Source organism: Nocardioides thalensis (genome assembly GCF_013410655.1).
Classification (GTDB): Bacteria; Actinomycetota; Actinomycetes; order Propionibacteriales; family Nocardioidaceae; genus Nocardioides; species Nocardioides thalensis.
Genome location: NZ_JACCFP010000001.1, coordinates 3,040,126 through 3,063,368, shown reverse-complemented (window position 1 = coordinate 3,063,368; position 23,243 = coordinate 3,040,126). Strand labels below are relative to the sequence as shown.

Genomic DNA, 23,243 nt, shown 5'->3' with positions numbered 1-23,243 from the left:
GTGCCCGGGTGGTTGAGTAGCGGCTGAGATGACCGCGACCCAGCAGATCAGCTACCACCTGGCCCCGCCCGCTGCGGCCACCGCGCCGCCGACGCTCGACGAGCACCAGCAGCGGGTCGTCGACCACCCCGGCGGGCCGCTGCTCGTGCTGGCCGGCCCCGGCACCGGCAAGACCACCACGCTCGTGGAGGCGATCGTCGACCGCATCGAGCGGCGCGACGCGAGCCCCGACCAGGTCCTCGCGCTGACGTTCTCCCGCAAGGCCGCCGACCAGCTCCGCGACCGGGTGACGGCGCGGCTGGGCCGCACCACCGGCACCCAGCTGAGCTCGACGTTCCACTCGTTCGCCTACGGGCTGGTGCGGCGTTATGCGCCCGCCGAGCTCTACGAGGCGCCGCTGCGGCTGCTCTCCGCGCCCGAGCAGGACGTCGTCCTCCGCGAGCTGCTCGCCGACCACCCCGAGTCGGTGCGCTGGCCCGACCGGTTCCGCCACGCGCTCGGCACCCGCGGCTTCGCGCGCGAGGTGCACGCCGTGCTCGGCCGGGCCCGCGAAAAGGGCCTCGACGGCGAGGCGCTGCGCCGGCTGGGAGAGGAGTCCGGCACCGACGAGTACGTCGCCGCCGGCCTCTTCCTGGAGCAGTACCTCGACTCGCTCGACAGCCAGGGGGCCACTGACTACGCCGACCTCATCCGTCGGGCGCGGATCGAGGCGGAGGTGCACCGCGACGAGCTGCGGGCGCAGTACGACCACGTCTTCGTGGACGAGTACCAGGACACCAATCCCGGCCAGGTCGCGCTGCTGCGCGCGATCGCGGGCGACGGGCGCAACCTGGTCGTCGTCGGCGACCCGCACCAGTCGATCTACGCGTTCCGCGGCGCCGAGGTGCGCGGCATCCTCCGCTTCCCGACCGACTTCCCGCAGGCCGACGGGCGTCCCGGCGACGTCGTCGCCCTGCGCACCACGCGCCGGTTCGGCAACCGGATCCTGCTGGCCTCCCAGCGGGTCGCGGGCCGGATCGGCCTGCCGGGCACGATCGACGAGGGCGCCCGCGAGGCGTTCCTGTCCCCGGAGAGCCTGCCGGGTCCGCACGGCGACGGACGGGTAGAGGTGATCACGTTCGACACCGAGCGGGCCGAGGCCGACCACCTCGCCGACATCCTGCGCCGCGCCCACCTCGAGGACGGCATCGGCTGGGACGACATGGCGGTCCTGGTGCGCTCGGGGCGCGGCAGCATCCCGCCGCTGCGCCGCGCGCTCGGCGCCGCCGGCGTGCCGGTCGAGGTCGCCAGCGACGAGGTGCCGCTGGTGCGCGACCCTGCCGTGCTGCCGCTCCTCGACGCGCTGCGGGCGGTCGTTCACCTGCACACCGACGACCACTCCGATCCCGGCTACGTCGACGCCGGTCGCGCGGAGGCGCTGCTCACGGGCCCGCTCGGCGGGATGGACGCGGGCGACGTACGACGGCTCGCGCGGCAGCTCCGCGCCCGCGAGAAGGACGAGGCACAGGAGTCCCACGGCACCCCGCGCTCCTCGCGCGAGCTGGTGCGGCTGGCGGTGGTCGACGCGACCCACCTCGACGGGCTGTCCGGCCCGGAGGTCGAGCGCGCCCGCGCGGTCGCCGGGCTGCTGGCCCGCGTCCGCGCCGAGCTCGACGCCGGCGCCGCCGCCGAGGAGCTGCTCTGGATGCTGTGGTCCGGCACCGGCTGGCCGCAGCGGCTGCGTCGGGGCGTCGAGGCCGGCGGGGGAGCCGCGCGCCGGGCGCACCGCGACCTCGACTCGGTCTGCGCGCTGTTCGACGTCGCCGCCCGGGCGGGCGAGCGGCGCGAGCACCTCGCGGTCGCGCCGTTCCTCGAGAGCCTCGTCCAGCAGGAGATCCCCGCCGACACCCTCGCCGACCGTGGGGTGCGCGGCGCCGCGGTGCGGCTGCTCACCGCCCACCGCAGCAAGGGCCTGGAGTGGCGACTCGTCGTGGTCGCCCACGTCCAGGACGGCGGGTGGCCCGACCTGCGGCGCCGGACGACGCTGCTGCAGGCCGACCGCATCGGGCCCGGCACGGTGGTGCCCGCCGTGACGCCGCGCGAGCTGCTCGCCGAGGAGCGGCGCCTGTTCTACGTCGCGTGCACCCGCGCGCGCGAGCGGCTTGTCGTCACCGCGGTCGCGTCGCCCGACGACGACGGCGAGCAGCCGTCGCGGTTCCTCGAGGAGCTGGTGCCCGACCGCGACCACATCCGGCACCAGGTCGGCCGGCCGCCGCGGCCGCTGTCGATGACCGGGCTGGTCGCCGAGCTGCGCCGTACGGTCGCCGATCCCGACCAGCCGGAGGCGCTGCGCGAGGCGGCCGCCCGCCGGCTGGCGCGGCTGGCCGACGAGACGACCGGCCGGCGCCAGCTGGTGCCCGCCGCCGACCCGGCGACCTGGTGGGGCACCCGCGCCGCGAGCTGGGCCGAGCGCCCGCTCCGCGAAGCGGGCCGGCCGGTGCCGATCTCGGCGAGCGTGCTCGACGCGATCGCGGCCTGCCCGGCGCGGTGGTTCCTCGAGAGCGAGGCGGGGGGCGTGGTGCGCGCCCATCAGTCGGCCAACCTCGGCCAGCTGGTGCACGCGCTCGCCGAGCGGGTCGCCGACGGCAGCGCGCCCGCCGAGATCGACGCGCTGATGGCGGAGGTCGACCAGGTGTGGGACCGCCTCGACTTCCGCACGCCGTGGTCCAAGGCCCGCGAGCACAAGCGGGTGCGGGCCGCGCTCGAGCGGTTCCTGACCTGGCACGAGCGCAACCCGCGGCGGCTGCTCGACACCGAGGCGCGGTTCTCGACGGTCGTCACGATGGACGACGGCACCGAGGTCGGCCTGATCGGCTACGCCGACCGGATCGAGCTCGACGGCGACGGCAGGGTGGTCGTCGTCGACCTCAAGACCGGCCGCAACAAGCCCTCGGGCCCGCAGGTGAAGGGGCACGTGCAGCTGGCGCTCTACCAGTACGCCGTCGACGAGGGCGCGCTCGACCGGCCCGAAGAGGGTCTCACCGGGCTGACGTCCGGGGGCGCCGAGCTGATCCAGCTCGGCCTCGAGGACGGCTCCGACACCGTGACCACGCAGAAGCAGGAGCCGCACCTGCCCGACGGACCGGAGCGCACGGCCCTGCGCGAGCGCATCTCCCACACCGCCCGGCTGCTCCGCGACGAGCGGTTCCCGGCGGTCGCGGGCGAGCACTGCCGCGACTGCGGCTTCAGCCCGCTGTGCCCGATCAAGAGCCCGGGGTCGGTGGTGGAGCGATGACGACCACCGTGGGCGTGGAGATCCGGACGCCGGAGGACCTCCGGCGGGTGATGAAGGCCGACTTCCCGCCGAGCACCGAGCAGTGGGCGGCGATCACCGCGCCGCTCGAGCCGGCGGTCGTGATCGCCGGCGCCGGGTCCGGCAAGACCACGCTGATGGCGGCCCGGGTCGTGTACCTCGTGCTGACCGGTCAGGTGCGGCCCGAGGAGGTGCTCGGCCTGACGTTCACCACGAAGGCGGCGGCCGAGCTGCGGCAGCGCATCCGCACCGCGCTGACCGCTGCCGGCGTACTGGACCTGAAGGCGGGGCCCGACGACGAGGAGGTCCTCGAGCCGACGGTCGCCACCTACAACGCCTACGCCGCCAACCTGCTCACCGACCACGGGCTGCGGATCGGCCACGAGCCCGACACCCGGGTGATCACCGACGCGGCGCGCTACCAGCTCGGCGCGCGGGCCGTCGACCGCCACGACGGACCGGTCGAGAAGCTGTCCGACCACCCGCCGACGGTCATCCAGAACCTGCTGGCGCTCGACGGCGCGATGAGCGAGCACCTCGTCGGCCCCGACGACGTGCTGGCGTTCGACGCGCAGGAGCGGGCGTCGTTCCAGCGGGAGCTCGAGCGCGAGCAGGCCGACAAGAACCGGAAGACCTACTGCTCGGCCTGCCAGGGCGCGATCGACGTCATCGACAAGCGCGGCGAGCTGCTCGGGCTGGTGGGGTCCTACCGTCGCCTCAAGCGCGACCTCGGGCTGATGGACTTCAGCGACCAGATCGCGCTGGCCGCGCGCTTGGCCGAGGAGCAGCCGGGCGTGGGCGAGACCGAGCGCGGCCGGTTCAAGGTGGTGCTGCTCGACGAGTACCAGGACACCTCGGTCGCTCAGGCGACCCTGCTGGCGCGGCTCTTCGGCGGCGGCCACGCGGTGATGGCGGTCGGCGACCCCAACCAGGCGATCTACGGCTGGCGCGGCGCCTCGGTCTCCAACATCGTCAACTTCCCCGACATCTTCCCGGCCCGCGGCGGCACGGTGCCGGTGCTTCCGCTGACGATCAACCGGCGCTCCGACACCCGGATCCTCGACGTCGCCAACCGGCTCGCGGCGCCGCTGATGGAGAAGTACGGCGACAAGGTCGCCACCCTCCAGCACGGCACGGAGCGGCCCGGGCAGGTGCGGGTCAAGGTGTTCGAGACCCACCTCGACGAGCTCGCCTGGCTCGCCTCGGAGGTGCGGGCGACCCATGAGTCCGGTGTCCCGTGGGGCAGGGTCGCGGTGCTGAGCCGCGACAACCAGCACGGCGAGGCCGTCTTCGACGCGCTGACCGGAGCCGGCATCCCGGTCGAGATCGTGGGTCTGTCCGGCCTGGTGCGGTTGCCGGAGGTCGCCACCGTCGTCGCGACCCTCAAGCTGGTCCAGGACGTCACCGACAACGCGTCGCTGCTCACCCTGCTGGCCGGGCCGCGGTGGTCGATCGGGCTGCGTGACCTCCGGCTCCTCGCCGAGCGTGCGCTCGAGATCGCCGGCCGCAGCGGGCGACCGGTCGACGCCGCGTCGCTCCACGAGCAGCTGGTCGCCGTCGCCGACGGCATCGACCCGGCCGAGATCCCGTGCCTCGACGACGCGCTCGCCGATCCCGGTGACGGGCCCTACTCGGCCGAGGCCCTGGAGCGGTTCGGACTGCTGCGCGACGAGCTGCGCCAGCTGCGGTCGGCGGTGGGGGAGCCGCTGCTCGACCTGGTCCGCCGCATCGTCGACGTCACCGGTGTCGACGTCGAGCTCGCGTCGTCGGTGAGCGACGCCGCGGCCGCCCGCCGCGAGAACCTCGACCTCTTCGTCAAGGCCGTCGCCGACTTCCAGGCCGTCGACGGTGACGTGACGCTGCCGGCCCTCATCGCCTGGCTGACCGCTGAGGACGAGGCGGGCAACGGCCTCGAGGTCGCCACCCCGTCCGAGGCCGACTCGGTCAAGCTGCTCACGGTGCACCGAGCCAAGGGCCTCGAGTGGCACACGGTGTTCTGCGTCGGCGTCGGGGAGGGCCGCTTCCCGAGCACCCAGGGCCGCTCGCTGTGGTGCACCTCGCCGTCCGTGCTCCCGGCGCCGCTGCGCGGCGACGCGGGCGACCTGCCGCAGCTGGCGGGCCACGACAAGTCGGCGCTCGACGCCTACCGTGCGGCGACCCGGGCCCACGAGGCGGAGGAGGAGCTCCGGCTCGGCTACGTTGCGTTCACCCGTCCCGAGCACGTCCTCTGGGTCACGTCGTTCCTCTGGGGGACCCGCAAGACCCCCTACGGACCGTCGTCCTTCCAGGAACAGATCCGCGAGCTCTGCGAGGAGTGGGGCGAGCCGGTCGAGTGGCTGGAGAAGCCCGAGAAGGGCGCGCCCAACCCGCTCGACGCCGCCGACCCCGCCCGACCGTGGCCGGTCGAGGGCGTGGGCGCCGAGACCGCACGCAGGCTGGACGCAGCCGCCCGGGTGCGGTCCGCCGACCCGTCGGCCGACGACCCCGCCCTCGACCTCGTCCAGGAGGCGCGGGTCGCCGAATGGGACGCCGCGATCGACCGGCTGCTCGCCGAGGCCCGTGCCGAGCGCGCGGCCGAGGTGCGGGTGCCGCTGCCGACCACGCTGTCGGCGACCGCGGTCGCGCGCCTGCGCGACGACCCCGACGGCTTCGCGCGCGACCTGGCCCGCCCGATGCCGCGGCCGCCGGCCCCCGCCGCGCGGTTCGGCACCCGTTTCCACGCATGGGTCGAGGCGCGGTTCGGCCAGCAGGGCCTGTTCGAGCCCGACGACCTGTCCGGCCGCGGCGACGCCGACATCGACGAGATCGGCGACGAGACCGAGCTGCGGGCGTTGATCGAGCGGTTCGAGGCCGGCCCGTTCGGGACCCGGGTGCCGGTCGCCGTCGAGGCGCCGTTCGGGTTGGTGCTCGCGGCCGCCGACGGCGGCCGCCAGGTCGTGCGCGGCCGTATCGACGCGGTCTACGAGGACGACGGCGGTCCCGGCACCTACCTGGTCGTCGACTGGAAGACCAACGCCAAGCAGACCGCCGACCCGCTCCAGCTCGCGCTCTACCGGCTGGCCTGGGCCGAGCTGCGCGGGGTGCCGGCCGAGTCGGTGCGCGCGGCGTTCTTCTACGTGCGCTCCGGCGAGCTGGTCGTCCACGACGACCTGCCCGGGCGGGCGGAGGTCGAGGCGCTGCTGGGCGGCGCTGCCTCGTAGGCTCGCCGGCGTGAGCTATCCCCACCTCGACCTGGCCCGCGACGCGCACGACCGGCTGGGGCTGCACCGCACCGACGAGGCCTGGCTCGCGGAACGCTGGGCCGACGAGGGCAGCCGGGTGCTCGTCGTGTCCGGCACCCGGGTGCGGCCCGAGGAGGGGCGTCTGATGTGGGTCGCGCCGGCGGAGGCGCCGGACGGCGTACGGCTGCTGCTGGGGGCGCGCGACGGTACGACGTACTGGGCCGTCGTGACCGGCCCCGAGCAGGCGGCCGCTGAGAAGGACGCGTGGCTGCCGCTGCGCGGGCTGCTGCCGGCTCTGTCGGCGGAGCCCGGGCACGCGCCGCTGGTGATGCACGCCCTCGGGTTGGCGGAGTGGCTCTGGGTGACCCGCTTCTGCCCGCGCTGCGGGGGGAAGCTCGAGCCCCGCGCGGCGGGCCACGAGCTGGTGTGCGTCGACTGCGGGAAGCCGCAGTTCCCCCGGTCCGACCCGGCTGTGATCATGCTCATCACCCAGGGCGAGCCGGGATCCGACGACGAGCGGTGCCTGCTCGGCCGTGGCCCCGGGTGGCCGGAGGGGCGGTTCTCGACGCTCGCCGGCTTCTGCGAGCCGGGGGAGACCCTCGAGGACGCCGTCCGCCGCGAGGTGCTCGAGGAGACCGGCGTCGTCGTCGGCGAGGTGACCTACTTCGGCAACCAGCCGTGGCCGCTCCCGAGCAGCCTGATGCTGGGCTTCCACGGCCGCGCCGTCAGCGACGAGATTCGCCTCGACGACGACGACGTCGAGGACGCCCGCTGGTTCACCCGCGCGCAGATGCGCGAGGAGGCGGAGGCGGGCACGCTGCTGCTGCCCAGCGGCGTCTCGATCAGCCGGTCGCTCGTCGAGAGCTGGTACGGCGGCCCGCTCCCCGGCACCTGGTGAGTGCCGACTCGGCTCATCCTCACGCCTGAGGGGCGCCGAGTCGGCCGGTGATCACGCGCCGGCTCACCACTCCCAGAGCGTGAAGACGAGCCGACTCGGCGGAAATCAGACGGCGAGGGAGGCGAGCTTCTGCTTGACCTGGGCGACGCTGGGGTTCGTCTGGGCGGTGCCGTCGGCGTAGACGAGGGTGGGCACGGTCTGGTTGCCGTCGTTGGCGGACTCCACGATCGCGGCGGCGTCGGGGTGCTGCTCGATGTCGACGATGTCGTAGGCGATGCCCTCCCGGTCGAGCTGGCTCTTCAGCCGGTGGCAGTAGCCGCACCAGGGGGTGGTGTACATCGTGAACGAGCTCATCGGGAAGTGTCGCCTCCGGCGTCTAGGGTCTTCGACGTCCATCCAACGCAGTCCACCAAGGAGATGTTCCGCCCGATGACTGGCGCGTCCCGCACCGACGCCCCCGCGGAGGCGCTGCTGAGCGCCCTCGACCCCGAGCAGCGTCAGGTCGCGGAGGCGCTCCGCGGGCCGGTGCGCGTGCTCGCGGGAGCGGGCACGGGCAAGACGCGGGCGATCACCCACCGCATCGCGCACGGGGTGCTGACCGGGGTCTACGCCCCGACTGAGGTCCTGGCCGTGACGTTCACCACGCGGGCGGCGGGCGAGCTCCGCCAGCGGCTGCGCCAGCTCGGCGCGCCGGGGGTCCAGGCGCGCACGTTCCACAGCGCCGCGCTGCGCCAGCTGCGCTACTTCTGGCCCCACGTCCACGGCACTGAGCTGCCCGAGCTGACCGAGTCCAAGCTCGGGATGGTCGCGGGCGCGTGCCGCCGGGTCGGGGTCCAGGCCGACCAGGCGCTGCTGCGCGACCTCGCCTCCGAGATCGAGTGGTCCAAGGTCAGCAACGTCGGCCCTGATGACTACGCGCGCGTGGCCCCTCGCCGCGGCCGCGCGGTCGCCGACCAGCCGCACGAGACCGTCGGCAAGGTGTTCGCGGCCTACGAGGAGGTCAAGCGCGAGCAGGGCCGCATGGACATGGAGGACGTCCTGCTCCTCACCGCGGGCGTCCTCGCCTCCGACGAGCGGGTCGCGGCCCAGGTGCGCCGGCAGTACAAGTGGTTCGTCGTCGACGAGTTCCAGGACGTCTCGCCGCTGCAGTCCGCGCTCCTCGACCTGTGGCTGGGCGGCCGCGACGAGCTGTGCGTCGTGGGCGACCCCGCGCAGACGATCTACTCCTTCGCTGGCGCCCAGTCGTCGTACCTTCTCGACTTCGCGAAGCGGTTCCCCGGCGCCACCTCGATCGAGCTGGTCCGCAACTACCGGTCGACGCCGCAGGTCGTCACCGCCGCCAACACGCTGCTGTCGGGCACGAGGAGCGCCGGTGTGGAGCTGCGCTCCCAGCAGGCCGCCGGGCCCGCCGTCCGCTTCAACGGCCACCCCGACGGGGTCGCCGAGGCCGCGGCGGTGGCCGACCAGGTGGCGCGGCTGCACCGCGGCGGCACGCCGTACGGCGAGATGGCGGTCCTGTTCCGCATCAACGCCCAGTCCGAGACCTTCGAGGACGCGCTGTCCGACCGCGGCATCCCCTACGTCGTCCGCGGCGCCAAGCGGTTCTTCGACCGGCCCGAGGTGCGCGAGGCCGTGACCCGGCTGCGGGGCGCCGCCCGCTCCGGGGAGGCCGACGGCACTCCCTGGGTGCAGGTCGTGCACGACGTGCTCGCCGCGATGGGCTGGACCGCCGAGCCGCCCACGGCCCGCGGACAGGTGCGCGACCGCTGGGAGTCGTGGCAGGCGCTGGCCACGCAGGCCGAGGAGTTCGCGGTCGAGCACGGTCAGGAGGCCACGCTCGCGTCGTTCGTCGACGACCTCGACCGGCGCGCGACCGAGCAGCACGCGCCGGCCGCCGACGGTGTCACGCTGGCGACGTTCCACGCGGCGAAGGGACTCGAGTGGGACGCCGTGTTCTGCTGCGGCGTCCAGGACGGCACCCTCCCGTTCACCCACGCCCAGGGCGACCCGGTCGCGGTCGAGGAGGAGCGGCGGCTGCTCTACGTCGGCATCACCCGCGCCCGCAAGGACCTCTCGGTCTCGTGGGCGGCCGCCCGCAACCCCGGGCAGGCGCCGCGCCGGCAGCCGTCGCCGTTCCTGCGCTCCCTGCTCCCGGAGGGCCAGCGACCCGAGCCCGCCCGCACCCGCGGCAGCAAGGTCGCCCGCTGCCGGGAGTGCCACCAGCCGCTCGGCACACCGGCCGAGCGCAAGCGGGGCCGGTGCTCGACGCACCCGATCCGCTACGACGAGGCACTGTTCGAGCGGCTCAAGGCGTGGCGCCTCGAGACCGCCCGCGAGGCGGGCGACGAGGGCAAGCCGCTGCCGGCGTACGTCGTCTTCACCGACGCCACCCTGGAGCTGATCGCCGAGCACAAGCCGGGCGACCTCGGAGCGCTCGGCCGCATCAGCGGCGTGGGCCCGAGCAAGCTCGAGAAGTACGGCGACGCGGTGCTCCATGTGGTCGGAGAGGCCTCGTGAAGGTGCGGGAAAGCGGTCGCTGAGCCGACTGGACTAGTCCGCAAGAAGGAAAATCGAAAAAAGTCATAAAATCGTTTGCTCCTTACATGCGGCTACCGATAGCGTGCCGTGCACAAGGAAAACCCCGCGCACCACGGCCCTGACAAGGCCGGCGCCCGAGCTGCTGAAGGAGGTGGCACCCATGGAGAAGTTCACGACGATGACGCCGAGCACCCCGCTCGCGTTCGCCGCTGCGTCCACCGCTGCGCTCGTCGCCTACCCGTGCGCCACCTCCGCCCACGCCGCCACGCTCCGCGTGGACGTGCAGGGCATTTCCGCGCGTGCGTGGGATGGCGTCGACGTGACGGCCGGCAAGCGTCGGACCGCAGCCGACATGGGTCTCGGCTTTGCCGCCGTCACCACCCCGGGTTCTCTCACCTGGAGTCCGCCGATCTGAGGACACTCAGACTCAGCAGCCTCCAGGCCGCGGAACCCGACACCGGGATCCGCGGCCTTCGTGTTTCTCAGACGAGAAATCGATCGCCGCGAACCGGTCCGCAAGCCAACCGATGAAGAACCAATCGCGATCAGGTCAGAGACGAGGAGGTGAAAGAGATGACGACCAGTGTTCTCGAGCCCAGCTTGAGCACCTTGCACGACGAGGTGTTCGCGTACGACGGTCCGGACGCCGACAGGCTGCCGTGCCGTGTGAACGACCCGGAGCTGTGGTTCGCGGAATCGCCCAGCGACGTGGAGTTCGCCAAGGCGCTGTGCACGGACTGCCCGGTCCAGCAGCTCTGCTTGGCGGGCGCCCTCGAGCGGCGCGAGCCGTGGGGTGTCTGGGGCGGTGAGCTGTTCCTCTCCGGAGTAGTGATCCCCCGCAAGCGGCCCCGGGGCCGGCCCCGCAAGGACGCCGCCTGATCCTCCGCACCACCCCCTCCCTCCAGCACAACAACTTTCACCACTTTCAAGAACGGAAATCACCATGCACCTCATGAACGAAGACCTGGCCCGCGCGCAGATGTCCGCGCGCCTGGGAGAGGCGCGTCAGCTGCGCGAGGCCAAGGCACTGGCCCGCGCCCGCCGCATCAGCCGTCAGGCTGAGCGTGCTGCGCAGCAGGCTCGTCTCGCTCTCGCCCGCGCGCTCTGACACGACAGAGACATCAGCAGCAGCTGTGAATCCTCCTCGGGGACGAAGAGTCCCGGAGGTCACGCACCCTGATCGCGGGTGAACATCGGAATCCAGCGGCCGGCCCTGACCGTATGTCGGGGCCGGCCGCTGGTGCATTTTCCTAGAGTGGGAGGGTGCCGGTCACCTGTGACTACTGCGGCCGCCCGTCGCCGGACGGGGACGACGTGCCGCTGACCTGGACCACCGCCGTGGAGCGGGGCGTGCTGCGCAGGTTCTGCGACGTGTGCTCGCGGGAGCACCTGCGGGCGATGGAGGGGAAATTGGACTCGGAGTGGTGGTAGCTGGTTGATGGGTGGGGGTCGGCGGGGTCGGTGGGTCGGTGGCCGACCGGGACGGACGGACCTCCCTCCCGGCTTGGCGTCTCCGCCGCGCTGCGGCGCCCTGGGGTTGGGCGCCGCTGGGGTCGGGGCGCCGGCGCGTCGTCGACGAATCGCCGGGAGGCAGGCCCGTCCCGGTCGGCCCCCGCGCCGCCGCCGTGGTTGCGGAGCGGTGGGGGTGGGCGTCAGGGGAGGTGCATGAGGAGGTCCCAGGCGCAGCCGCAGTCGGGGTGGCGGAGCCAGCGGGTGACGGTCGGGGCCGCGGTGGGGGCGATGTCGACGGTGGTCGACCAGGTGCTGGGCTCGTCGCCCTCGAGGTAGCGGGTCAGGTCGCGGACCGCCCAGGTGAGGGCGAGGCGGCTGGTGAGGGGGTCGACGGGGGCGATCGGGGAGTGGGGGTGCGCGGCCTGCTCAATGAGGAGCGGGAGCCGCGGGTCGGTCTCGGACTCGTGGGCGTCGACGCAGCGGACGCACGCGGTGCGGCCGGGGTCGACGAAGGGGCCGACCCGGCGGGTGGCGCCGGTGCCGGACACCAGGAGGTGGGGGAGGCCGGCGCGCAGCAGCGGGTCGACCAGGCCGCGACGGGCCGGGCCCGCCGTGACGACGAGGTGGACGGCCGGGTCGCGGTCGTCGAGGCGCAGACCCGCCTCGGCGAGCAGGTCGCCGAGGCCGTCGGCGGCGGTCGGCTCGGCGGTGAGGCCGACGGTGCCGGCCGCGCGGGCGGTACGGCGCCGCGGGGCGTCGGACCCGAAGAGCATCAGGTCGGAGTCCGCCGCCGCACCGGCCGCGTCGTCGACCAGCAGGTCGGCCGCGGCGAGCCGGGCGAGCGCGTGGCGGGCGTCGTCGTCGAGCGGACCGGGGTCGTGGCGGGCGGCGAGCGCGTCGAGCAGGGCGCGGACCGACGCGCGGTCGGGCAGCTGGACCGCCAGCGGGAGCCGGAGGCCGACCTGGAGGGTCAGCGGGTCCCGGCGGAGGACCGGCACGCCGGGACGCAGGCGCAGCGTCCCGAGGTCGGGGGATGCCTCCACGCTGCCCATGCCCCCACGGTGGCACGCGGGCGCCGTACGGCGTCGCCGTTGTCCACAGGCCCCGCAGCGGGCCCGAAATGAGCCGCGGGCGGGACCACCGTGGTGGTCCCGCCCGCGTGCTGAGGTCCTAGGGCTGGCTCAGGCCTTGCCGAGGATCCGGTTGAGGTTGGTGCCGCACTCGGGGCAGACGGCCTTGGCCATCCGCGTGCCCTTCTCGTTCACCTTGACTTCGCCCTCGGCCTCGCGCTTGGCCTTGCACTTCACGCAGTAGAACTCGCCGCTCCAGGTCTCCGCCATGACGGCCTCCTTGCTATCGATTCATCGTTCGGTCGTCGCGACGGGGGTTCAGGGGAAGCCCGTCGGGGTCCGGGTACGAAACCCCGAACCACACCGACCCTACGGCACGCTCAGTCGGAGTCGCAGTAGCGTGCCCCGCATGTCTGAATCCGCTCTTCCGGGCCCGCCGGGCGCTGCGGGGCCCACGCTCAGCTCCCTGCGGCTCGAACGGCCCTCCGAGGGGGTCGCCCTGCTGGTGCTCGACGACCCCTCGATGCGCAACGCGATGAGCGAGGAGATGACCGCGTCCTGGGTCGCGGCGGTGGACTTCCTGGCGGCCGACCCGACCGTCCGGGTCGTCGTCGTGACGGGGGAGGGCAGCGCGTTCTGCTCGGGCGGCAACACGTCCTGGATCGCCTCCGAGCCGGGCGCGACGCCCGCCGAGCTGCGGGAGCGGATGCTGCCGTTCTACCGCGCGTGGCTCTCGATCCGGAAGCTCGAGGTCCCGACGATCGCCGCCATCAACGGGCACGCCATCGGCGCGGGGCTCGCGATGGCCCTGGCGTGCGACATCCGGTACGCCGCCCGCGGCGCCCGCCTGGGCGTGCCGTTCCTCAAGCTGGGGATGCACCCGGGCATGGCGACCACCTACCTGCTGCCTGACGTGGTGGGCCCGGCCGCGGCACGCGACCTGCTGCTGACCGGACGACTCGTCGACGCCGACGAGGCCCTCGCGCTCGGGATGGTCTCGCGGGTGCTCGACCCCGACACGTTCCGTGCCGACGTGCTCGCGACCGCGGCGGAGGTCGCCGCCACCGCGCCGATCGCCAGCCGCCTGACCAAGACGGCCCTCGCCCGCGGCCACGCCAGCGTCGAGGCGTGCCTGGACTGGGAGGCGCTCGCCCAGCCCGTGACGCTCGCGACCGAGGATCTCCAGGAGGGCATCCGGGCGGCGCAGGAGAAGCGCCCACCGCGGTTCACCGGACGCTGACACAGGAAGAGGCCCCCGGTCCGCCTTGGCCGTTTGCCTTCCCCTTGCGAACGGCCGCCGCGGCCCGAGGGCCTCGTCTGAGGTAGACGCTAGGCAGTCGCGGGCGACGGGGTCAATCCGGCGGCGGGGCGCCCTGTGGACAGTCCTGTGGAAGACGCTGTGGAGCAGGGCGATGACCGGTGGAGGAGCGCTGAGGAACGCGGGATGAGCTGTGGACGAGGGGGTCGGCGCCACGGTGCCGCGCGGCGCCGTACGGTGTCCTGACCAGCCCGGACCGTGTGCACAGGCTCGTCCACCGCCTGTGGACAAGAAATTCCTGAGACGTCAGACGAAGAAAGGGGGCCGCGTGGCCGACGTGGCCGACCAAGGCATCAGCCCGGTGGCGGCGCTGCGCCGGATCGCGTTCCTGCTCGAGCGCGGGCGGGCCGACACCTACCGCGTGAAGGCCTACCGCAACGCGGCCGCGGCGATCCTGCCGCTGCCGGCCGAGGAGGTGGCCGCCGCCGCGGCGGCCGGCACACTCACCGACATCCAGGGCGTCGGCGCCAGCACCGCCAAGGTCATCGCCCAGGCGCTCGCCGGGAGAGTGCCGGACCGGCTCGCCGAGGCCGAGGAGGAGTACGGCGCCGCCCTGACCCGCGACGGCGCCGGCGACGGTCTCCGGGCCGCCCTGCGCGGCGACCTGCACTCCCACTCCGACTGGTCCGATGGCGGCTCGCCGATCGAGGAGATGGCCATGAGCGCCATCGAGTGCGGCCACGACTACCTGGTCCTGACCGACCACTCGCCGCGGCTCAAGGTGGCCCGGGGGCTCAGCGCGGAGCGCCTCGCCCGCCAGCTCGACGTCGTCGACGCGGTCAACGCGCACCTGGGCGGCTCCGGCTTCCGGCTGCTGAAGGGGATCGAGGTCGACATCAACGAGGACGGCTCCCTCGACCAGACGCCCGAGATGTTCGAGCGGCTCGAGGTGCGGGTCGCCAGCGTCCACTCGAAGCTGAAGATGGAGCCCGACGCGATGACGCGCCGGATGATCGCCGCCATCCGCAACCCCTGGTCCAACGTGCTCGGGCACTGCACCGGGCGGCTCGTGACCGGCAACCGCGGCACCCGGCCGCAGTCGAGGTTCGACGCCCGCGCGGTGTTCGAGGCGTGCGCGGAGGAGGGGGTCGCGGTCGAGATCAACTCCCGCCCCGAGCGGCGCGACCCGCCGTCGGACCTGCTCGCGCTCGCGCGCGACGCCGGCTGCCTGTTCTCGATCGACAGCGACGCGCACGCCCCGGGACAGCTGGACTTCCTCGTGCTCGGCTGCGAGCGGGCCGAGGAGGCCGGCATCGACGCCGACCGGATCGTCAACACCTGGCCGGTGGAGCGGCTGCTGGAGTGGGCCAACGCGCGGTAGCGCCTATCGCGGCCCTCGACGCCCTAAGGTCGGGACATGCCAGCCAAGTCGTCGCAGCCCCGGGTCGAGATCCGGCGCTCGCGCCGACGGCGGCGTACGGTCTCCGCCTACCGCGAGGGCGACAAGATCATCGTGCTGATGCCGGAGACGCTGAGCCGCGCCGAGGAGCGCGAGTGGGTGCGCAAGATGGTGGAGCGCATCGAGCGCCGCGAGCGGCCGAAGCGGCTCACCGACGCCCAGCTGCTCAAGCGGGCGCGCGAGCTCAGCGACGCCTACCTCGGCGGCCTCGCCGCACCGGTGTCGGTGAGCTGGGTGGCCAACCAGCGCACCCGCTGGGGCTCGTGCACGCCCGGCGACCGCACGATCCGGCTCTCCGAGCGGCTGCAGAAGATGCCGGGCTGGGTCGTCGACTACGTGATCGTGCACGAGCTGGCGCACCTGCTCGAGCCGAGTCACAACAAGGCGTTCTGGGGCTGGGTGGCGCACTACCCGCACACCGAGAAGGCGAAGGGCTACCTCGAGGGCTGGTCGCACGCCGCGCGGTTGCCGTCGCCGCCCACGGAAGAGGTCGAGGACCTGCCCGACGACGCCGACTAGACCGCCGGTGGCCGACTGAGCTGCCGGCCCGGCCTAGCGGACGCCCAGCCGCCCGCGGGCGATCGCGATCAGGTCGTGCATGCTCGGCTCGAGCTCGGGGAGGCCGTCCACCGGCCACCACCGCACGTCGAGCGACTCGTCGCTGACGACCTGCTCGGCCGACGGCGGCGCGACGGCGACGTACCGGACGTCGAGGTGGGACACCTCGCCCCGCGGGTCGCAGAACGGCACCGGGTGCACGTCGAGCTGGGCCGGCACCGGGTCGAGCTCGAGGCCGATGATCCCGGACTCCTCGCGCGCCTCGCGGCGCGCGACGTTGGACAGGGAGACGTCGCCGCGCTCTGCGTGGCCGCCGAAGGCGAACCACCGCTGGGCCTTGCCGTGCAGGTTGAGCAAGACGCGGGAGCCGTCGCGGTCGATGACCAGCGCGCCCGCCGTGATGTGGCGCGGGTACGACGACCGCCACATGCCGTCGGGCGTGGTGTGCAGGTGGCGCACGAACCGTGTGCGCAGCCGCTCCTGCTCGGGGTCGGGCGCCGTCCAGCTCGCGAGCGTCGCGAGCGCGTCCTCGTGGAGGCTCACTCCTCGGTCGGCTTGTCCGCGGCGCCGCCGGACTCGTCGGAGCCGCCACCGTCGAGCAGCTTGCGCAGCTCCTCGTCGAACTCGTCCTCCGAGAGCTCCACCGCGGTGGCGTCGGCCCGGAACGACAGCGGGTCGTCGAGGTCGGCCGCCGTCGGCAGCAGGTCGGGGTGCATCCACACCCCGTCGCGCGCCTCCGAACCGGCGCGGGCGCGCAAGCCGCCCCAGAGGGTCGAGGCGTCGCGCAGCCGGCGCGGCCGCAGCTCGAGCCCGACGAGGGCGGCGAACGTCTGCTCCGCCGGACCGCCGGCGGCGCGGCGGCGCCGTACGGCCTCCCGCAGCGGGGTCGCGGCCGGCATCCGGCCCTCGGTGGCCTGGCTGACGACCTCGTCGACCCAGCCCTCGACGAGCGCGAGCGCGATCTCGAGGCGGGAGAGCGCGGCGGCCTGGGCGGGGGAGTTGGGCGGGTCGAACAGGCCGCCCTCGAGCAGTCCCTGCATCGCCGCCGGGTTGGTCGGGTCGATGTTGCGCAGCTGCTCCTGCACGCGCTCCTGGATCTGCTGGGCGTTGATCTCCAGGCCCTGGGCGTAGTCGGTGACCGCGCCGATCAGGTGCTCGCGCAACCACGGCACGTGGGCGAAGAGCCGCTGGTGGGCGGCCTCGCGCAGCGCGAGGTAGAGGATCACGTCGTCCTCGCTCACGTTGAGGCCGTAGGCGAACGCGCGGACGTTGCTCATCACCAGCGCCGCCTTGCCGGGCGCCCCGAGGGGGAGGCCGATGTCGGAGGCGGTGAGCACCTCGCCGGCCAGCGCGCCGAGCCCCTGGCCGACCTGGTGGGCGAGCATGCCGCCGACCGCCTGGCCGATGATGCCGATGAAGGGGCCGGCCTGGGCCCGCACCTCCTCGGGCAGCGCGCCGGACAGCCCCGCGACCGAGGTCGCCGCGACCGGCTCGACGAGCACCTTCCACACCGGGCGGGTCTCGACTAGCCACTCGGCGCGGCTCCAGGCCGCGGTCGTGCTGACGCCGGACGAGAACTCCGTCGCGGCGTCGAGCCAGTGGTCGGCGAGCTGGACGGCGTCGGCCACCCGCGACGCGTCGCGGTCGGTCGGGCTCGGGTCCGACTCCTGCGCGATCGTCTTGCGCGCCAGGTCGTCGGCGGCGTTCCAGTTCAGCGGGCCGTCGTAGGGCTGCATCATCGCCTGGAGCTGCCCGAACAGCTGGGACAGGTCGAAGCCGCCGGCCCCGCCGGCGCCGCCCTGGCCGAGGTTGCCGAGGCCGCCGATGCCGCCGAACCCGCCGGGCCCGAACAGCTGCTCGAACGGCGTGCCCTTGAACGGGTTGGGCTCCTCGGGGTCGCCAGGGTTTCCGGGCTGGTCACTCATGGCTCAAAAGTACGCCGTCCGCCCTAGCCGCTTCGCGGCTGGCTCGCGCGCTCGCGGCCAGCACCCCAGCTCGTCCCTCGCCCGGTGCTGTCGCTCGCTTACTCGCCTAAGGTGAGATGCGTGAGCCACCCCGCCGTCCGCCTCGCCGCGATCCACGACACCCCGCTGTCGGTCGACGAGGTCGTCGGCAGCCTCGACGACGACGGCGCCGGCGGCCTGGTCGTCTTCGTCGGCCGGGTCCGCGACCACGACGGCGGCAAGTCCGTCACCGGGCTGAGCTACTCCGCGCACCCCACCGCGCTGGCGCGGCTGGAGGAGGTCTGCGTCAAGGTGGCGGGGGACTACGACGTGCGCGGCGTCGCGGCGGTGCACCGCGTGGGCGACCTCGCGATCGGCGACCTGGCCGTCGTCGTCGCGACGACTGCGGGCCACCGCGGCTCCGCGTTCGACGCGAGCCGCGCCCTCATCGACACCCTCAAGGCCGAGGTGCCGATCTGGAAGCACCAGCTGTTCGCCGACGGCACCGAGGAGTGGGTCGGCGCGCCGTAGGGATCTCGGCCGTCAGCCGACCTACCCTCGACGGGTGGAGATCCTGCTCTGGCTCGTGCCCGCGGCCGTCGTCACGGTCGTGGCGATGCTGTGGGTCGCCTGGTCGGGCTCCGCGCGTCGCGCGGGCCGCGGGACGATCGACCGCGACGAGGCCGCGCGCCGCATCGGCGAGGCCCTCGGCAGGGAGGGACGCCGGCCCGGGTACGCCGCGCCGCGCCGCGCGCCGGAGCAGTCGACAGGGGTGGCGGTGCGCCGTACCCGTCCCGTCGTGGTCAAGCCGGACGAGACGGCTGCCGAGACGGCCGCCGACGAGCGCGGCTCCGACCGCCGCGCCTCCTGACCACCGGCGACCGGACCACCCGTCGGCTGCTTTGTCGCAGGTGAGAAGGTAGGCGCCATGAGTCAGCGCATGATCGCCGTCTGCATCGCGGGGCCGCTGCTCCTCGTGCTCGCGGTGCTCGCGCTGGCCGTGCCGCTGCCCTACGCCGCCTACAGCCCGGGCCCGACGTTCGACATCCTCGCGAAGGACGAGAACGAGTCCGAGCTCATCCAGGTCGACGGCCACCCGACCTACCACGACGACGGCGAGATCCGCTTCACCACCGTCCAGTCCACGCCGTTCGACGACCGCCTCAGCCTGGGGGAGGCGCTCCAGCGCTGGCTCGACCCCGACGAGGCCGTGATCCCCTACGACGTCGCGCACCCGGACGACACGACCGAGGAGGACGAGGAGATCCAGGGTCAGCTGTCGATGGTCAGCTCGCAGGACAACGCCGTCGCCGTCGCGCTCGAGGAGATCGGCGAGAAGGTGACGTCCGCCGTCCAGGTCGCCCGCGTCAACGCCGGCACCCCGGCCGACGGCAAGCTCAGGGTCCGCGACATCTTCGTCTCGATCGACGGCGAGAAGGTCAAGACCGCCGACGACGTCGTCCGGCTGATCCAGGCCCACGAGCCGGGAGAGCCCGCCGAGATCGTGGTGCTGCGCAACCACCGCCGGGTGACCGTCAAGGTCGCGCCCGAGATGGACGAGGGCTCGCCGAAGATCGGGATCTACCCCGGGATCGGCTACAAGTTCCCCTTCGACGTCAAGATCCAGGTCAACCCCGACATCGGCGGGCCGAGCGCCGGTCTGATGTTCTCGCTGGCCGTCTACGACACGCTGACCCCCGGCTCCCTGACCGGGGGCGAGGTCGTCGCCGGCACCGGCGAGCTGATGCCCGACGGGACGGTCGGCCCGATCGGCGGCATCGAGCAGAAGATCGCGGGCGCCGAGGCCGTCGGCACCGACCTGTTCTTCGTGCCGGCCGACAACTGCGCCGACGTCAGCGACCTCGACCCGGACCTCGAGCTGGTGAAGGCGACGACGATGCACGAGGCGCGACTCGCCCTCGAGGCCTGGGTCGCCGACCCCGATGCCGAGCTGCCCCGATGCTGAGGACCTGAGCGTGGACCTGGACCTGGACGTCGACCCGGCGCTCGCGCGCGCCGTGCTCGAGATCGAGACCCATCACGCCGCGGCGGGATGGGACCAGCCGGCCGGGCTCTACGCCCTGGTCGACACCGCCGAGCTGGTCGCCGCGGAGCCCGCGCTGGCCGCGGCCCTCGGCCTCGACGACACCCGCGAGCGCGGCTCGCTGACCCCGATCCAGCAGGAGGAGGTCGGCGCCGACCAGCCGCTCGAGGAGCTGCTGCAGACGATCGTCTGGCCCGCCGGCGTGCTCGGGTGCGCCGCGGTCGTGGAGCGGCTGGTGCTGCCGCCCGCCGCCGACGGCCAGGTGCCGGAGGAGCGGGACGCCGCGGTCGAGTTCGCCCGCGAGCACCCCGACAAGCAGGAGGTCAGGATCGTCGCCGGCGTCACCCGCCACGGTGCGTCGTACTGCGCCCTGCGCCTGCGCGCCCACGACGAGGACGCCGCGGTGATGGGCGGGCCCGACCTGGTGCCCAACCTGATCGCGCTGCTGCGCGGAACCCTCGAGGACGACCCGGACGTTGGGCCTGAGAGGGGCCCGGATGCGGGCACTGACGAGGAGAGGACCGACACGTGAGCGACCTGTTCGACGAGGAGCCGGACGAGCCCACGACCCGGCGACCCGGGCGACGCGCCCGGGCACTGGTGATCACCGGCGGAATCCTGCTGGTCGGGTTCTTCGCGCTGACGGCGTTCGCCGCGATCTACACCGACCGGCTCTGGTACCGCGAGGTCGGCTACAGCCAGGTCTTCTCCACGATGCTGTGGACCCGGGTGGGGCTATTCCTCGTCTTCGGCGTGTTCATGGGGGCCGCGGTCGCCGTCAACATGCACCTCGCCTACCGCTTCCGGCCGCTGTTCCGGATGCCCGGCGCCGACAGCAGCGTCGACCGCTACCGCGATGCCGTCACCCCGATTCGCACCTGGCTGCTGATCGGTGTCGCGATCGTGGTCGGCGGGTTCGCCGGCACCTCGGCCGTCGGGCAGTGGCGCACCTACCTGCTCTGGCGCAACGGCCAGGAGTGGGGCGAGGAGGACGCGCACTTCGGCCGCGACATCGGCTTCTACGTCTTCGACCTGCCGTGGTGGCACTACGTCGTCGACTTCGTGATGGCCGCCGCGGTCGTCGCGGTGATCGCGACCGCGGTCGTGCACTACCTGTACGGCGGGATCCGACTCCAGGTGCAGCACGACCGCCTGTCGGGCGCGGCGCAGGTGCAGTTCTCGGTCCTGCTCGGCATCTTCGTGCTCGCCAAGGCCGTCGACTACTACCTCGACCGGTTCGACCTGGTCACCGACGACCACGAGCGCTTCACCGGGATGAACTTCACCGGCGAGAACGCGCTGCTGCCCGCGCGCAACATCCTGATGGGGGTCGCCGTCATCTGCGCGATCCTCTTCTTCCTCAACATCTGGCGCCGCACCTGGCAGCTGCCGTCGGTGGGCCTCGCCCTCCTCGCGCTCTCGGCCATCCTCCTCGGGATGATCTGGCCGGCGATCGTGCAGAACTTCCAGGTCAAGCCGACCGAGGCCGACAAGGAAGCGGAGTACATCGAGGCCAACATCGAGGCCACCCGCAAGGCGTTCGGGCTGGAGAACGTCGAGCCAGAACCCTTCGACGCCTCTGGATCGGCGGAGACCGCCAACCTGCGCGAGCTGATGGGACAGCTCGACCAGGTGCCCGTCGTCGACCCGCAGCGGGTGCGCCAGACGTTCGAGGAGCGGCAGCAGCCCTTCGTCTACTACTCGGTGCCGCCGGTACTCGACGTCGACCGCTACGAGATCGACGGACGGCAGCAGCCGCTCGTGCTCGGCGTGCGCGAGCTCGACCAGGACGGCATCAACCCCGCCGACCGCAACTGGTCCAACCTCCACACGGTCTACACCCACGGTGAGGGACTCATCGCGGCCTACGGCAACCGGATCGACGACAGCCAGGCCGGCGATGCCAACGGCCGTATGGTCTGGGCGGAGGGCATTACTGCCTCCGACAACGTGTTCTCCGAAGCCGCCGACATCGAGAACCGCATCTACTACGGCGAGGACAGCCCGTCGTACTCCATCGTCGGCAAGGCGAGCGAGGACAGCAATGACGTCGAGCTCGGGCTGGGTCTCAACCTCGACCCTGACTCGCGCCAGGAGACGACGACCACTTATGACGGCGAGGGCGGCGTCGACGTCGGCGGGGCCTTCAACCAGTTCATGTACGCCCTCAAGTTCGGCGAGCCGAACTTCCTCCTGTCCGGACGCGTCAACGAGAACTCGAAGGTCCTCTACAACCGCCAGCCCGTCGAGCGGGTCGAGGCGGTGGCGCCCTGGTTGACGATCGACAACGACCCCTACCCGGCGGTGATCGACGGGCGCGTCCAGTGGATCCTCGACGGTTACACGACGACCGACCGCTATCCCAACGCGCAGCGCGAGTCCTTCGAGGAGATGACCGACGACTCGCTCGCGGAGGAGACCGGTTTCCAGACCATCCCCACCGACGAGATCAGCTACATGCGCTCGGCGGTGAAGGCGACGGTGGACGCCTACGACGGCACGGTCACCTTGTACGCCTGGGACGAGACCGACCCGATGCTCAACACCTGGATGAGCGCGTTCCCCGACACGGTGCAGCCGAGGTCGGCGATCCCGCAATCGCTGATGGACCACCTGCGTTACCCCGAGGACATGTTCAAGGTGCAGCGTTTCCAGCTGCAGAAGTACCACGTCACCAACGCTGGGGAGTTCTACCAGGGCAATGACCGCTGGGACGTCGCGACCGATCCCAACGTGGACAACACGTTCCAGCCGCCCTACCGGGTGTTCACCGGTGACGGTCAGTGGTCGATGACGTCGGTCTTCACCCCGCGTGGCAAGGACACGGTGGCGGCGTTCGCGGAGGTCAACTCCGACGCGACGTCCCAGAGCTTCGGGCAGATCTCGCTGCGCGAGACCGAGGCCAACGTGCTCGCGCCCGGCCAGGTTTTCAACGAGATGAGCCAGGACGACGCGGTCCGCGAGGAGCTCCAGCAGTACCTGGTCTCCGACGCCACGCCGCCGATCTACGGCAACCTGCTCACGCTGCCGGTCAACGACGGCCTGATCTACGTCGAGCCCGTCTACGTCGTGAAGACCGGCGGCTCGGGATACCCGATCCTGCAGTACGTGATCGTCTACTACGACGGCCAGGTGGGCATCGGCGAGAACTTGACGGAGGCGCTGGCCTCGGCGCTCAACGAGTCGGTGCCCGACGGCAACACCGGCCAGGGCAACACCGGCCAGGGAGGGCCCGACAACAACGGCCAGGGCGGTCCGGAACTGTCGATCGACCAGCAGATCGCCGACCTGCTGCGGCGCGCCCAGCAGGAGTTCGACGCCGCCGAGGAGGTTCAGGGCACCGACCTCGAGGCGTGGGCCCGGCACATCGAAGAGGCCGAGCGGTTGATCGCCGAGGCGGTCGCGCTGGCCGACGAACGCGACGAGGCGGCTGGGGACGACGAGCCCGCGGACCAGTCGGAGTCGACGGAGGAGTCGACCGAGCCGACCGACGGGGCGACCGAGGAGTAG

At 72.9% G+C, this 23,243-nt stretch carries 21 protein-coding genes; 16 read left to right on the top strand and 5 right to left on the bottom strand.

The annotated features are described in order from the left end of the window. Positions 1 to 28: 28 nt before the first annotated feature. The 3 genes from HNR19_RS14985 to nudC are packed head-to-tail and all read left to right on the top strand — an operon-like array spanning position 29 to position 7,411. Positions 29 to 3,274 carry an ATP-dependent helicase gene (locus HNR19_RS14985; protein ID WP_179668666.1) on the top strand — a complete coding sequence of 1,082 codons (3,246 nt, stop codon included), beginning with the start codon at positions 29 to 31 and terminating at the stop codon, positions 3,272 to 3,274. Beyond that, entirely contained in the window at positions 3,271 to 6,492 is a 3,222-nt protein-coding gene (locus tag HNR19_RS14980) for an ATP-dependent helicase (protein WP_179668665.1), read from the top strand. Before HNR19_RS14985 ends, HNR19_RS14980 begins: the two co-directional genes overlap by 4 nt. A gap of 10 nt (positions 6,493 to 6,502) precedes the next feature. Further along, a complete protein-coding gene (nudC, locus tag HNR19_RS14975) occupies positions 6,503 to 7,411 on the top strand; it encodes an NAD(+) diphosphatase (RefSeq protein ID WP_179668664.1) in 909 nt (302 codons plus the stop codon). Positions 7,412 to 7,516: 105 nt separating this feature from the next. On the opposite strand, the gene HNR19_RS14970 is transcribed toward nudC, so the two are convergent. Further along, positions 7,517 to 7,765: a mycoredoxin gene (locus HNR19_RS14970; protein ID WP_179668663.1), complete on the bottom strand. Its 249-nt coding sequence runs from the start codon at positions 7,763 to 7,765 to the stop codon at positions 7,517 to 7,519. A 75-nt stretch (positions 7,766 to 7,840) separates the two neighbouring features. Between HNR19_RS14970 and HNR19_RS14965 the strand changes: the two genes are divergently transcribed. The 5 genes from HNR19_RS14965 to HNR19_RS14945 all read left to right on the top strand — a co-directional run bounded on the left by HNR19_RS14965 (position 7,841) and on the right by HNR19_RS14945 (position 11,380). After that, entirely contained in the window at positions 7,841 to 9,928 is a 2,088-nt protein-coding gene (locus HNR19_RS14965; protein ID WP_246303518.1) for an ATP-dependent helicase, read from the top strand. Between the two features lie 181 nt (positions 9,929 to 10,109). Beyond that, positions 10,110 to 10,364 carry a hypothetical protein gene (locus HNR19_RS14960; RefSeq protein WP_179668661.1) on the top strand — a complete coding sequence of 85 codons (255 nt, stop codon included), beginning with the start codon at positions 10,110 to 10,112 and terminating at the stop codon, positions 10,362 to 10,364. A gap of 158 nt (positions 10,365 to 10,522) precedes the next feature. Further along, on the top strand, positions 10,523 to 10,828 hold the full coding sequence (locus HNR19_RS14955; RefSeq protein WP_179668660.1) for a WhiB family transcriptional regulator: 306 nt from the start codon (positions 10,523 to 10,525) through the stop codon (positions 10,826 to 10,828). Positions 10,829 to 10,901: 73 nt separating this feature from the next. Next, positions 10,902 to 11,057, top strand: a complete 156-nt coding sequence (locus HNR19_RS14950) for a hypothetical protein (RefSeq protein WP_179665965.1) — start codon at positions 10,902 to 10,904, stop codon at positions 11,055 to 11,057. Positions 11,058 to 11,212: 155 nt separating this feature from the next. Continuing rightward, on the top strand, positions 11,213 to 11,380 hold the full coding sequence (locus HNR19_RS14945) for a hypothetical protein (RefSeq protein WP_179668659.1): 168 nt from the start codon (positions 11,213 to 11,215) through the stop codon (positions 11,378 to 11,380). 221 nt (positions 11,381 to 11,601) lie between these two features. On the opposite strand, the gene HNR19_RS14940 is transcribed toward HNR19_RS14945, so the two are convergent. Next, positions 11,602 to 12,453: a hypothetical protein gene (locus tag HNR19_RS14940; protein ID WP_179668658.1), complete on the bottom strand. Its 852-nt coding sequence runs from the start codon at positions 12,451 to 12,453 to the stop codon at positions 11,602 to 11,604. Between the two features lie 129 nt (positions 12,454 to 12,582). Beyond that, complete coding sequence (locus HNR19_RS14935) at positions 12,583 to 12,741, bottom strand: DUF5679 domain-containing protein (RefSeq protein ID WP_107776774.1); 159 nt, start codon at positions 12,739 to 12,741, stop codon at positions 12,583 to 12,585. A gap of 139 nt (positions 12,742 to 12,880) precedes the next feature. On the opposite strand from HNR19_RS14935, the gene HNR19_RS14930 reads away from it, so the two are divergent. From HNR19_RS14930 to HNR19_RS14920, 3 genes are all read left to right on the top strand, one after another. Then, on the top strand, positions 12,881 to 13,711 hold the full coding sequence (locus HNR19_RS14930) for an enoyl-CoA hydratase/isomerase family protein (RefSeq protein WP_179668657.1): 831 nt from the start codon (positions 12,881 to 12,883) through the stop codon (positions 13,709 to 13,711). 346 nt (positions 13,712 to 14,057) lie between these two features. Then, the gene (locus HNR19_RS14925; protein ID WP_343047201.1) at positions 14,058 to 15,110 is read left to right on the top strand and encodes a PHP domain-containing protein; all 1,053 of its coding nucleotides are present in this window, start codon (positions 14,058 to 14,060) and stop codon (positions 15,108 to 15,110) included. Positions 15,111 to 15,146: 36 nt separating this feature from the next. Next, the gene (locus HNR19_RS14920; protein ID WP_179668656.1) at positions 15,147 to 15,707 is read left to right on the top strand and encodes a M48 metallopeptidase family protein; all 561 of its coding nucleotides are present in this window, start codon (positions 15,147 to 15,149) and stop codon (positions 15,705 to 15,707) included. 33 nt (positions 15,708 to 15,740) lie between these two features. Here HNR19_RS14920 and HNR19_RS14915 read toward each other — a convergent pair whose 3' ends face one another. Next, complete coding sequence (locus HNR19_RS14915; RefSeq protein ID WP_179668655.1) at positions 15,741 to 16,289, bottom strand: NUDIX domain-containing protein; 549 nt, start codon at positions 16,287 to 16,289, stop codon at positions 15,741 to 15,743. After that, complete coding sequence (locus HNR19_RS14910) at positions 16,286 to 17,671, bottom strand: zinc-dependent metalloprotease (protein ID WP_179668654.1); 1,386 nt, start codon at positions 17,669 to 17,671, stop codon at positions 16,286 to 16,288. Before HNR19_RS14910 ends, HNR19_RS14915 begins: the two co-directional genes overlap by 4 nt. Before the next feature lie 120 nt (positions 17,672 to 17,791). Here HNR19_RS14910 and HNR19_RS14905 point away from each other — a divergent pair, with 120 nt between their 5' ends. From HNR19_RS14905 to HNR19_RS14885, 5 genes are read left to right on the top strand one after another with little or no spacing between them, the layout of a single operon-like run. Beyond that, positions 17,792 to 18,220, top strand: a complete 429-nt coding sequence (locus tag HNR19_RS14905) for a molybdenum cofactor biosynthesis protein MoaE (RefSeq protein WP_343047200.1) — start codon at positions 17,792 to 17,794, stop codon at positions 18,218 to 18,220. Between the two features lie 34 nt (positions 18,221 to 18,254). Then, positions 18,255 to 18,560 carry a hypothetical protein gene (locus HNR19_RS14900; RefSeq protein ID WP_179668652.1) on the top strand — a complete coding sequence of 102 codons (306 nt, stop codon included), beginning with the start codon at positions 18,255 to 18,257 and terminating at the stop codon, positions 18,558 to 18,560. 57 nt (positions 18,561 to 18,617) lie between these two features. After that, positions 18,618 to 19,655, top strand: a complete 1,038-nt coding sequence (locus HNR19_RS14895) for a YlbL family protein (protein WP_179668651.1) — start codon at positions 18,618 to 18,620, stop codon at positions 19,653 to 19,655. Positions 19,656 to 19,665: 10 nt separating this feature from the next. After that, positions 19,666 to 20,265: a PPA1309 family protein gene (locus HNR19_RS14890; RefSeq protein WP_343047199.1), complete on the top strand. Its 600-nt coding sequence runs from the start codon at positions 19,666 to 19,668 to the stop codon at positions 20,263 to 20,265. Next, positions 20,262 to 23,243 (top strand): UPF0182 family protein, encoded by a 2,982-nt coding sequence (locus tag HNR19_RS14885; protein ID WP_179668649.1) that lies wholly within the window; start codon positions 20,262 to 20,264, stop codon positions 23,241 to 23,243. The genes HNR19_RS14890 and HNR19_RS14885 overlap by 4 nt, the downstream gene beginning before the upstream one ends.

Bases quoted from the DNA above. Each gene is read 5' to 3' on its own strand.
- HNR19_RS14965 (WP_246303518.1), top strand. From the start codon at position 7,841: ATGACTGGCGCGTCCCGCACCGACGCCCCCGCGGAGGCGCTGCTGAGC.
- HNR19_RS14910 (WP_179668654.1), bottom strand. From the start codon at position 17,671: ATGAGTGACCAGCCCGGAAACCCTGGCGACCCCGAGGAGCCCAACCCG.
- HNR19_RS14955 (WP_179668660.1), top strand. From the start codon at position 10,523: ATGACGACCAGTGTTCTCGAGCCCAGCTTGAGCACCTTGCACGACGAG.
- HNR19_RS14970 (WP_179668663.1), bottom strand. From the start codon at position 7,765: ATGAGCTCGTTCACGATGTACACCACCCCCTGGTGCGGCTACTGCCAC.
- HNR19_RS14985 (WP_179668666.1), top strand. From the start codon at position 29: ATGACCGCGACCCAGCAGATCAGCTACCACCTGGCCCCGCCCGCTGCG.
- HNR19_RS14930 (WP_179668657.1), top strand. From the start codon at position 12,881: ATGTCTGAATCCGCTCTTCCGGGCCCGCCGGGCGCTGCGGGGCCCACG.
- HNR19_RS14895 (WP_179668651.1), top strand. From the start codon at position 18,618: ATGAGTCAGCGCATGATCGCCGTCTGCATCGCGGGGCCGCTGCTCCTC.
- HNR19_RS14935 (WP_107776774.1), bottom strand. From the start codon at position 12,741: ATGGCGGAGACCTGGAGCGGCGAGTTCTACTGCGTGAAGTGCAAGGCC.
- HNR19_RS14950 (WP_179665965.1), top strand. From the start codon at position 10,902: ATGAACGAAGACCTGGCCCGCGCGCAGATGTCCGCGCGCCTGGGAGAG.
- HNR19_RS14980 (WP_179668665.1), top strand. From the start codon at position 3,271: ATGACGACCACCGTGGGCGTGGAGATCCGGACGCCGGAGGACCTCCGG.
- HNR19_RS14940 (WP_179668658.1), bottom strand. From the start codon at position 12,453: ATGGGCAGCGTGGAGGCATCCCCCGACCTCGGGACGCTGCGCCTGCGT.
- HNR19_RS14960 (WP_179668661.1), top strand. From the start codon at position 10,110: ATGGAGAAGTTCACGACGATGACGCCGAGCACCCCGCTCGCGTTCGCC.
- HNR19_RS14920 (WP_179668656.1), top strand. From the start codon at position 15,147: ATGCCAGCCAAGTCGTCGCAGCCCCGGGTCGAGATCCGGCGCTCGCGC.